The following is an 11,803-nucleotide window of genomic DNA, read 5'->3' on the forward strand; positions in this document are numbered from 1 at the left end:
CATACGTATCACTCCTTTTCAAAAAAATCTCGTATGTCCGATAAACATACGAGAGTGCATCCTTCCACACATTCGTTTGAGCTTTAACTCTGCAGGGCGATGAAACTGTATTATGATACACCTTGCTTTCGATGTACCCTGTTCAAACCATCTCATAGTGTCTCCACTATTTTGCGGCAACAGTCCGTATCCCTGTAGGAGCCTTACCTACCGAACACATGAATCGTAACAAAATTTTATTTGTTTGTCAACAGCATACAACCATTTATAAATTTTAAGTAAAGTGAAAAGTTAAATTCTACTTTAATATAGGAAGAGATGAATTTAATCTTTCACAAAATTCATGTTGAATTTACTCTTTCAATATGTCATATTGAAAATGACCGGAAGCAGCCAGAATCACAAAGAAAGGAGGCCCTTATGGCTGCCACAAATAAAAATAAACATATGACCGAAAATGAAAGAAAAATTATTGAATCAAGTATTCGTAATGGTGCCACCCATACGGCCATTGCACAAGTCATCGGTAAAGACAAGTCTACCATAGGAAAGGAAATCAGGCTTCATCGGGTCCTGACTTATAAATGCAATCTTCCTCTGGAATGTGTGAACCGATCCAAATGCTCTCATAATCACAGCTGTAAATTGGAATGCCCTGATTATATCCGGTTTAAATGCTCACGAAGAGACAGAAGTCCCGGGGCCTGCAATGGCTGTTCAAAATTTCATTCCTGCAGATTCAATAAATATGTCTATCAGCCCGAAACAGCTCACAGAGAGTACAGGAATACGCTTGTCGATTCAAGAGTGGGCGTGAACCTGACAACAGAGGAGGCAAAAAAGATGGGCGGAATTGTCAAACCGCTTCTTGATCAGGGCCAGTCCCCTTATCAAATCATTCAGGCTCATCCGGAATTAGGAATTACTGAAAGAACCCTCTATACTTATATCGAAACAGGCGTATTCAGTATTGTCGGAATCAGTGTTATGGACCTAAGACGCCAGGTATCCAGAAAAAAATTCAAGTCTAAGAAAGCCGCTTTAAAAAAGCGTGAAGACAGAAGATTCCTGAAAGGGAGAACCTATAAGGATTACTGTAACTATCTCTCCGAGAATGAGGACGCCAGAATCGTACAGATGGATACGGTATACAACGATATATCAAATGGTCCATTTATTCAGACATTCAAATTTGTGAAATACGGCTTCCTGTTCGGCATCCTTCACGAAGAGAAAACAGAGGAAGCGATGGTTTCAGGCGTGAATGCTTTAGAAAATCTTTTAGGCAGCGAACTTTTCCATGAAGAAGTTGAAATTCTTCTGACAGACCGCGGAAGCGAAATGGCCGATGCAGAAGGAATTGAAAAAAAAGAAAACGGAGCAAGAAGAACCCGTGTCTATTACTGTGATCCGATGCAGTCCACACAAAAGGCAACCCTGGAAAACAATCATATTGAACTGCGCTACATTTTTCCAAAAGAAACAGATTTAAGAGCTCTGGGGCTAACATCTCAGAAAGCCTTGAATACTGCACTGTCGCATATTAACTCGATGTCAAAAGAAAAGCTCAACGGAAAGTCACCCATTGAGCTGATGGAATTTCTTCATCCTGAACTCATGAAGAAATTCAACGATTTTGGAATTACCAGAATCGAAAAAGATAACATTATTCTAAAGCCCTACTTATTGAAAAAATAATGAATTAAAAACCAGCTGCTTCACGGTCTTTCAAACAAAACATAGTAGAATTTAGTCTTTCCAGCCAAAAAAATTTCTAAATTCTCCTATCCTTTATTGCGGCCTTTTTATGTTATCGTCAATAATATTATATACCTGAAACAGTAATTCCTACAATAACAAAAAGCAAATAACTATCCGTCTGTCCTGATAACTATTTCATTTTAGAAATGATGAACGACTAATTTCCACATTTTTTTGTCGCTTTTTAAAGTAGAATTTAACTTTTCACTTCACGTTTATAAATTTTAAGATTGTCCTTATTCATTTACAAAAAAAGACCATATGCATAAGATTCTGTTCACTCTCACATACAGTCTGATTATATTTTATTTACAGTGTTGTCTTCCAAAGACCATGTAAATTGCAGTATTCATAAACGGCTACAACATTTTCACCTTCGGCTAATTTAAATGAAGCTGTTGGCCCTTCATTAGGATTCAGGATTTTTTTCATACCACCCAAATTAGTTTGTACATAAATCCATTGAATTAAGTGTTCAGGAAGCATTGGATGATCCACGCTGCCAACACGAACAAGAACATGATCTCCCTCTACATTTACGACAGGAACATGCTTTTCTCCAGCCCCGTCACTCGTATTTGGTACCAATTCCTGCATTTTTTCACCACAGCAAAATAGAGGAACTCCTACATCATGAACCATTTCTACAATATTGCCGCAATGACTGCATCTATAAAATTTAACATCTTTCATTTCAACATCTCCTTTTCTTTAGACATATTATATAAATATATCTATATTCGTGCAAGTAAATAGCTCTTTAATTAATAATAATTATTATTACTAATATTTTTATAAAAACTGTATCTGCCTTACTAGATACAGTTCTATTTTTTTAATTTTCCTTTTCAAATATCAAGTCAATTTTCCTCAGACATCCTTTTGCATCAATCAGCTTTGGAATGTATCCCACATAGGAATATCCCTTTTCTGCATATTCATCAATGATTTTCTTATAATCATCAGTCATGAGAAATAAGATATCTTTAGCTTCATATCTTAATTCAGCATATTCATATCGCTTCATATGATTATCTCCCTATAAGTCTTTTACCAGTAATATCTTTTTAGTAAGAATCCAGGATATGATGAAAACAGCTAATGATACAGTTATAATTATAAGTGGTTATATTTATACAAATTATATGCAATTTTGATTAAACAAATGGATCAATTTTTCACGAACAATTTCTCTAAAAATATTCCATATAAAATACCCTTTTTATTTAGTATCAGTTGATGGCCATTTTTAAAAGATCTATTTCAATGTATTCAATTTTTGTGGAAAATGAACCCTGTTTTAAAAAAAGCTTTTTAGATAAGTATCTGATATGTGAGAAACAGATAAACTGTATATCAAATATTTATCTTTATAACTTTTTTAACAAATTTAATATATATGCTATATCAGTATATAAGTAGTCAAATTCCTTATAAAGAGTTAGTCATTCGACTAACCCTTATATGTTATTTTGCTTCTCTTTTTCTTTTGATAAGCATTAATACAAGTACTCCTGCACTTAGAATCAGCAATCCTGTAAATACTGCAACATGATAGTTGTCACTTGTACTAGGTCCTTCTGGTTTATCAGAATCAGAATCAGTTGGTTTATCACTATTTCCTGTGTCCTTTTTCACCAATCCATTGATCGCATTTTCAATGGCTTTTGCCATTGCATCCACTTCTTCCTGTTCGGTGATATTCTTGCCATCCTCTACACCTGCTAGTGCATCATTCAACGCTTTTACTGATTCTTCTGTATAGACGCTTAGATCTTCCGGTACTTTTTCTTTTTCCTTCTCTACAGCACTGTAATCGGCCTCTTTATATTCAAGAGCACTGATTGCATCTTCGATTGCTTTTGCATATCCGTCTACCACTTCTTGTTCTGTGATATTCTTTCCTGCTTCTACTTCTTTGATTGCTTTTTCTACTGCACTAAAGTCTTTATATAGATCTTTATCTAATGCATTTGCAGCTTCGATTGCTTCATTAACTTTACTATAATCTGCTGGTTTATATACTAAAGCTGAAATAGCATCAGTAATAGATTCTACTTTTTCATCAACTTGAAGTTGTGTTGTCTTTGTATCAGATATCAATTCTTCTGCTTCATTCACTAAATCTTTCAATACTTTTACAGTTTCATCTGTATAATCGCTATAATCTTTATTGTTAACTTCAGCGATTAGATTTTTTAGTTCTTCAAAATTAACTTCTTTTATATTATTTTTAAAGTAATCAACTTTACTTTCAAGAGTACTCCAATATTTTGCAATAGAAAGTTTGTCTTCAGATTCAATTAAATTTTCTATCTCTTCTAAAGCATTTTCTAATTCAGTATAAGCATTATTCAATACAGAACCTTCTGGAGTCTCATCTAATAATGTTTTTACCTCTTCTAAATATTCTAATGCTTCATCAGTTAAGATTTTATTTTCGTCTTCTGTTCTAAAGATTTCTACTTCAAAGATACCTACATTATTGTAAGTTGTTGCACCATTTGCTTTAGTAATATAAATCTTAACAAATCTTCCTTCTACCAATTTGTCAAATAAATGCGAATCTAGTATTGGATTGGCTGCTCTATTAGGATCATTAAATTCTTTAATAGTCTCCCAACTATCATCTTCTCCTGTATCACTTATTTGAATCTCATAGACTGATCCATTCGCTTTTTGCCAATAAATGTCAACTTTATCAAATTTTGTAACGTTTCCTAAATCAATAACAAGTTCGGCAGCACCTTTAGTCTCAATATTTGATGATGACCATCTGTATGCATAATTTGGATCACTTGTATCATGTACATCTGGTTGTGCTGGCTTAAGTCCATCCGTTACATATTTTGGAATAAATGATGTATTAATTTCTACATGATTAGCAGTTGCATCTTTTAAGTATGCTAAGTTATTGCTATTAGCAATAATATTTTTATTATAAGCATCTGGTAATGTTTTAGCTGTTTTAAATTCATTTAAAACAACGAGATTATCTATCGATCCTTTCAATTTATTGCCAATCTTGCTTAATCCCGCTACAAATGTAGTTGAATCTATTTCTCTAATCTTAGTGCTATCTACAGTTATATTGGAGTGTTTATTAATGGCAGTATATGTATCTTTTCCATTAACAATTAAATACGTATTTGTACCGTCACAAGTAATTGCTAAATTGGTCCATTCTTCTTTTGGTAATTGATAATCAAATTCAAAACTATATCCCGTAAATTCTGAATATTCACGTTTAAATCCAATATTTCCATTCATATTAACATATAATGTTCCATCTTCAGATGTTAATAATTCTGCATCAGCTGGACAATCTTCATTAATTAGTACATCAAATACTATAGTATACGGGTGTCCAATTGAATCAATTGGTAATTGTAAATAACTATTACCATCTAATGCTAATACTTGAGATTTATTAGTTGAAATAATTGCACTGTTAACTAATGTTCCATCATATTTATTAAGTGTTGAATCAATAACAGTATTATTTTCATATGTTTCAAAATCATAAGATAATACTTTTTCGCCTTCACTATCTACCAATCTACCAGGATTAGCATAAGGTGTTTTATTTCCTAGTTTTTCTACTCTATCCAAGAAATTCTCTGTAGTTTGATCTTCTGTCTTTTCACCATACCATGTTTTTTCTGATATTAACATAACACCATTTTTGAAACGATCAAATGCATCAAACCATGAAAATCCTCCATTATAAGAAGATGTATCCATCCATACACAGAATTCAGCTCCTAAATTCTTAGCTTCACCTTTTAATAATTTTTCGTTACCATAATTTGTTACATCCCAACTATTATATCTAGTTTCTAATGGCAAAAATTCCGGATAACCTTTTAAACCAGGTACGATATATAAATAATTATATAAAGTGTTAATTAAATTAAATCCATGATCCATAGAAGCTTTAGCTGTTGCCCAATTTTGACTCCATTGGTTAATTGTTGCGTTTTCTGCATGAATTGGATTATCAGGGTTACTAAAATCTTTTAATGAACCCCACAATCTTACTTCATATCCTTTACTAGTGACATAATTAATTAAATCAGCAGTATAATTTTTAAACTGTGCTGTATAACTAGTAGGGTATTCATCAGTTCCAATATGGAAAACATTTTCTTGAATAATTCTATCAGGATCGTTGATACTTTCACCTAAATATTCATCAATAATATTTTTAACAACAGTAATAGCTGCCTCATATTTTTCAGGAGTTCTTAAATCTAAATGATTGAAATCCATCATTAATTTTCCATCATCAATTTCCGCAAATCGACCTGAATGCGCAGGAGTATCAATTTCTGTAATAATATTTATACCGAATTTATCTATTTCCTGTTGGAATTTCTTATAATCTTGTTTTTCATAATATCCATCTGTAGATACTAATTCTGGATAATTATCTGTATCTAATCTAAATGCAGTATATCCTGTTTGAATTCTACTATTATTAGTTCCTAAATGTAATTCATTTAATTTATACCATGACATATATGTAGCAATTTCATGTACATATTCAAGAGGGAAATACATCCGTCCTACATCTAGCAAACATGCTCGTACTTCATACATAGGATAGTCACGGATTAATCCTTTAGGAATGGAATTCATACCGTTATCTTGGTATAGAATTTGAGTAATAGATATACCACCATATAATAAACCAATTTTTGTTGGTGCGGTAATTTTTATTGTATCATCTATTTCAACAAAATAACCTTCATCACCAAGTTCAGTTCTATTCTCATCTAATACTAATTCAATATCCCCATTAGAAGCCTCTGTTCCTATAGTTAAATCTTTATCTAACATTTCATCAAAGTAACCTTGAATAAGAGTGGCAGTTTCTTCAACTGAAGAATCATTATAGATAATCTTAGTATTATCTGATAATTCTAAGTTTCCTGTATATCCTTTCCACTCTCTTAAAGCAGGCATAACATCTGGCTTTGCATTATCATCACTAGTAACTTGATATTGCCCAGGTACCGTCACTTCAATATTAACATTAGAAACAATAGCGTTTCCTTCACCATTATCTTTTTTAGCCTGTAAAATAACATTAACTTTCATATCGACTAATGGTGGAATAATATTACCATTTAAGTCAATAACTTGTTTATTATTTGAACCATATAATGAGAAAGTATATCCTTCATATGTAGGTAATATAAGTTTACCATTACCAATAGATACAGTTGCATTATTTACTAATTCCTGTACAATTTCCTCTTCTGTTTTCTCAGGAATTTCTGGCTCTTGATAAACAATATTTGAATAAACTTCTAATTCAAAAATACCTACATTTGCATGTTCACCATTATTCTTAGTTGCATAAATTCTTACATATCTAGCTTTTTCAATATTATCTAAGACATTTTGATCTAGTCTTGGTGCTGTAGATTGAACTTCATTCGTAATAGTCTTTACTGTTATCCAATCATTAGCATTATCACTAATTTGAATTTGATATTCACTGGCATTTGCTTTTTGCCAATAAACATTAACTTGAGCAATATTTTTTGCTTCTCCTAAATCAACATATAGCCATACCGGTGTTGTATTTAGTGTGGTTAGCGATGACCATCTACTTGTATAATTAGGATCTGTAGGATCATGTTTTGTCATATCAGCTGGTTTTAGACCATCAGTTGTTAAATTTGGTGTAAAGTTAATAGTTTCATTACCATTTGAATAAGCCTCTTTAGATAATGCAAGGTTATCATTTGTTTTGCTATACCTAGTTCCATAAATTTCTAATTCAAATATGCCAACATTATTATGCTCACCGTTATTTTTAGTTGCATAAATTCTCACATATCTTGCTGCAACTTCTTCGTCTAATACAATTTTATCTAGTCTTGGTGTTATAGATTGTACTTCGTTTGTAACTGTTTTAATTGTTTTCCATGAAGTATCAGTTCCAGTATTACTAATTTGAATTTCATATTCACTGGCATTTGCTTTTTGCCAATAGACATATACTTCTTCAATATTCTTAGTTTCTTCTAAATCAACATATAGCCATACCGGTGTTGTATTTAGTGTGGCTAGCGATGACCATCTACTTGTATAATTAGGATCTGTAGGATCATGTTTTGTCATATCAGCTGGTTTTAAACCATCAGTTGTCAAATTTGGTGTAAAGTTAGTAGTTTCATTACCATTTGAATATACATCTTTATTTAATGCAAGATTTTCTTTAACGGAAGTATCTTTTCTTGCAAATATTTCTACTTCATAAATTCCTACGTTAGGCAATCCACTGCCAGCTGTAATATACAATCTAACATATCTTGTTTCCACTTCACTATCTAATGTAATATTATCAACTCTTGGTCCTTGAGCTACTGTATTAACAATTGTTTTAACAGGAGTCCATTCACTAGCATCATCACTAATTTGAATTTGATACTCACTAGCATTTGCTTTTTGCCAATAGACATTAATCTTCTCAATTGATTTCTCTTCTTCTAAATCAATATATGCCCATACTGGTGTTTGATCCAAAGCTGCATTAGAAGACCATCTTTTTTTATAATTAGAATCATTAGTATTCGCTAAATCTTCTGGTTTCAATCCGTCAGTAATATAACTTCCTACCATAGTATCAGTTTCTGTCCCTGATACTGTTACTGCTTTATTTATTGATACATTTTCATATTCTACTTCAACAGTATTAGGTGAGAATATTTCTACCTCATAAATACTTGCTGTTTTCACATCCTCTCTTACACTTACTATACCTTCTTTGATATAGATTCTCACATAACGCGCTTCTACAACTGTATCTAAAGTAATATCATCAAATCTTGGATTTTGATCCACTGGTGCAGTAACATTTTTTACCGTAACCCATGAATCATTTGTCGCAGTATTACTAATTTGAATATCATAATTAGTTCCATCTGCTTTTTGCCAATATATTTTAACTTTATCAATTTTTGTAACTTCTCCAAGATCAATAAATGCCCATACTGGTGTTTCATTCAATGTCGCATTAGAAGACCATCTTTTAGTGTAATTAGGATCAGTCGAATCAGCTAGATTTGCTGGTACTAACCCGTCAGTAATATAACTTCCTACCATAGTATCAGTTTCTGTCCCTGATACTGTTACTGCCTTGTTTAAAGCAACATTTGTTAAAGTGTCATCAGTTGCAGCACTTACTTCAACAGGCTTAATCAATGTAAAACTACTAAATACAGTACAAATTACAATGAAAATTTTTAATAACTGTTCTAATTTCTTTCTTAACATTTTCGTTTTGCCTAGTATATTATGAATGAGTCATTTACAGTATACGTTTTCCTTTCTATCAACTTTTATATGCTTAATAATTATAATATATCCATCGGTCTTTCCTCTGCTAGACGATCTTTCTTTAGATTTGCACCTCTTTCAGTACATTTGCTTTTAGTTTCCTCGTAATGGTAGTCATCCTATACGGGAAACGAATATTATCAATTTTAATACCTCTTTCATAAGAATATCCCCTTTCATTACTGTCTTCATTTACATAATAACTTAAATCTGAATAAAATAAAATCTTTTATTTACAATTGTAAATAATTCCTTCATTCCTTTTCATATTCATATCAATGTGTTATTATCGAACAATCAGATTTCAATTACAATTTTGCTCTACGTTCCTAATGTATATAAAAATTGTATTCTGATCTACATGCTTTTTATATCAAATACTACTCTCTTACTATTTTCTGTAAATTTCATCTCTAATAGTAGCAATGTTATTACTCAGCAAAGGAAAATTAAATATTCTTATACTTATACTAAAATTACAGTATATCTTTATAACATCCCTCCTTAATGGTATTTCTTATACAAAGTCATAATTGTATTCTGTTAGCTTATCTGTACTATTTCTTTCATATGTAATATAAAGATTTTTTTATATCATATACGTTTTATGATTACCTAAACGTATTTTTTATTTTGCACTATAATGTTACATTTTTACATTCAAAATATTTCCATGAAAAACTCCGCTTATATATTGAAAGAAATGAAAACCCTTACATATATATAAGTATAGCACTAATTTAAATTTTGAATTTGTACTCATTAAATTTTTGTTTGCACTTTTTAACTGAATTATAATTTGCTTTTTTTATTTACAAACATTTAGAAATGGATACCTTAATGAATATAACGTCAACTTCTCAAAAAATTATACATCTATATAAAATGGATATGTTAATTATTAACTAACATATCCATTTGTTCATTTACAAACTTCCTGTATTCTTCTTCTGTTGCTCCCAGTGCCTTTAATATCTTTTTTTGCTTATTTGTCAGTCGATATCTTATATGATATTTCTCATCCGCTAATTTAGTTACTCCCAGCCGTTCATAATCTTTCAATACTTTCGGTACTGTGTACTCTTTTCTATTCGTTTTATACAATTCCTTTAATGACTGATAAATCTCATTCCTGATAATCAATGCTATGAATGATACGAACACTTTGCTTTCAAGTTTCTCTTCCGAATGTACTCTGAATACATCATTCCCTAAATATGTCTTTTCCATCCTGAATATCTTTTCCACCGCATCCCTATCCCGATATGTTTCCAGCGCTTCTTCTGCACTCATCTTTTTTGACGTCACTATCGCAAAATATCCCGCTTTATTTATCAGCTTCATGATTTCGTTATCTTTTCTTTGATAATTCATGAAGTATCCATTCTCATCAAATCCCAATCGATAATATTTCTCATAGCTTTTCACATCTTCTGCTTTCTTTATCTTTTTCTCTTTCTTCTTCTCTAACTCCTCATCCATCTTATTGAATCTGTTATTGATCGTAATCTTTTCTTTTTCCGCTTCTATTCCATTATAATATACATGCACATATTCTTTTTTTCCTGTATTGAATAAATCCTTCTCTACTGTCATCCCGTACAGTTCGTATCCCTGCATATAATTTGAATATCCGTTCTTTAATACTGCTCCTGCTTCTTCTGCCGCTTCCTGTATGAACTTTGCATTCCCCTTCGTCATCAGTATATAGTCATAATTATGCTTTTCGAAATACCTTATATTCCGTAATGAAAAATATCCCCTGTCCAGTATGAATCCTATTTCCCTGCATCCGTACTGCCGGGCTCTCTCCACCATCTTTTCACATTCCGTATTGTCGATGATGCTTCCCGGAAACAATTCATAGAATAAAGGCACCTGATCCGTCTGATTATATCCTATTGATAAATTCACTTGCGGTAATTCATCACGATCCTTCGCATGTCCGTATTCTGCCAATTCAAGATTTCCTGCAGCACTGTTCATATTCGTCGAATCATAAGCTATATAGATTTGCTTCTCAACATGCATATGTACCCACGATCTGATGAACAAATCGATATCCTTTACTTTTATTTTTTTAAACAGTCTTCCTATCGCATTATCATCGAAGTTCTCTGCACTGAACAATGTGTGATTATATCCATAGTCTTCAAAATACTGCATTACGTTATTTTCGCTCATCATCATATATGTCGCTATATCCAGGATCTTGTCCGAATCATCTTTGAAAATCGTCTCCAGCAGTTCTTTTAATCCATTCCCAGCACTTATCTTGTCCGCCACAAAATGAGGTCCCGCAATAACGAAGTCTGCTTTATCTCCGGGTTCATTCTGTTCATATGGAAATATTTCAAAATAGTTCCTGTTTGGAATCAGCTTTCCTTCTTCGTTAAGTTTTCCAATAGCTACTCTTACTGGTCTGGTTTGTTTTAATTCTGGCGAATATTTAACCCTTTGTGTCAAGTACACATAACTGCCACTTCTGCCTTTTATGATGACTGTTCTTTCAGGTAAATCCACAGGATTTTGATGCATAAAATCATCCTTTCTATAGATGTATATTTATACATCTATTATATCATACTCTTTCCGAACAGAAAAGCTCAAATACGCTTATTTTATCACCTATTTGAGCTATTTATATTTTTTCTTTTTTATAGATGTATAAAACTAAATTAAGTTAACG

At 31.9% G+C, this 11,803-nt stretch carries 5 protein-coding genes and 1 riboswitch; of the genes, 1 reads left to right on the forward strand and 4 read right to left on the reverse strand.

Annotation, left to right across the window (positions count from 1 at the left end; genetic code table 11):
• Positions 1–60: 60 nt before the first annotated feature.
• Positions 61–222, reverse strand: a riboswitch (M-box (ykoK) riboswitch).
• Between the two features lie 198 nt (positions 223–420).
• Positions 421–1,698: a helix-turn-helix domain-containing protein gene (locus BQ5367_RS00790; RefSeq protein WP_071440651.1), complete on the forward strand. Its 1,278-nt coding sequence runs from the start codon at positions 421–423 to the stop codon at positions 1,696–1,698.
• Positions 1,699–2,070: 372 nt separating this feature from the next.
• On the opposite strand, the gene BQ5367_RS00795 is transcribed toward BQ5367_RS00790, so the two are convergent.
• The 4 genes from BQ5367_RS00795 to BQ5367_RS00810 all read right to left on the reverse strand — a co-directional run bounded on the left by BQ5367_RS00795 (position 2,071) and on the right by BQ5367_RS00810 (position 11,652).
• Entirely contained in the window at positions 2,071–2,454 is a 384-nt protein-coding gene (locus tag BQ5367_RS00795) for a desulfoferrodoxin family protein (protein WP_071440691.1), read from the reverse strand.
• A gap of 142 nt (positions 2,455–2,596) precedes the next feature.
• Positions 2,597–2,788 (reverse strand): DUF4177 domain-containing protein, encoded by a 192-nt coding sequence (locus tag BQ5367_RS00800; protein ID WP_071440692.1) that lies wholly within the window; start codon positions 2,786–2,788, stop codon positions 2,597–2,599.
• 440 nt (positions 2,789–3,228) lie between these two features.
• Positions 3,229–9,051 carry a discoidin domain-containing protein gene (locus tag BQ5367_RS00805; RefSeq protein ID WP_071440693.1) on the reverse strand — a complete coding sequence of 1,941 codons (5,823 nt, stop codon included), beginning with the start codon at positions 9,049–9,051 and terminating at the stop codon, positions 3,229–3,231.
• A 957-nt stretch (positions 9,052–10,008) separates the two neighbouring features.
• The gene (locus BQ5367_RS00810) at positions 10,009–11,652 is read right to left on the reverse strand and encodes an IS1634 family transposase (RefSeq protein WP_071440588.1); all 1,644 of its coding nucleotides are present in this window, start codon (positions 11,650–11,652) and stop codon (positions 10,009–10,011) included.
• Positions 11,653–11,803 lie beyond the last annotated feature (151 nt).

Source organism: Traorella massiliensis, assembly GCF_900104665.1.
Classification (GTDB): domain Bacteria; phylum Bacillota_I; class Bacilli_A; order Erysipelotrichales; family Erysipelotrichaceae; genus Traorella; species Traorella massiliensis.

Excerpts from the sequence above, each read along its gene's own strand:
- BQ5367_RS00790 (WP_071440651.1), top strand. The coding sequence starts at position 421 with ATGGCTGCCACAAATAAAAATAAACATATGACCGAAAATGAAAGAAAA.
- BQ5367_RS00795 (WP_071440691.1), bottom strand. The coding sequence starts at position 2,454 with ATGAAAGATGTTAAATTTTATAGATGCAGTCATTGCGGCAATATTGTA.
- BQ5367_RS00800 (WP_071440692.1), bottom strand. The coding sequence starts at position 2,788 with ATGAAGCGATATGAATATGCTGAATTAAGATATGAAGCTAAAGATATC.
- BQ5367_RS00805 (WP_071440693.1), bottom strand. The coding sequence starts at position 9,051 with ATGTTAAGAAAGAAATTAGAACAGTTATTAAAAATTTTCATTGTAATT.
- BQ5367_RS00810 (WP_071440588.1), bottom strand. The coding sequence starts at position 11,652 with ATGCATCAAAATCCTGTGGATTTACCTGAAAGAACAGTCATCATAAAA.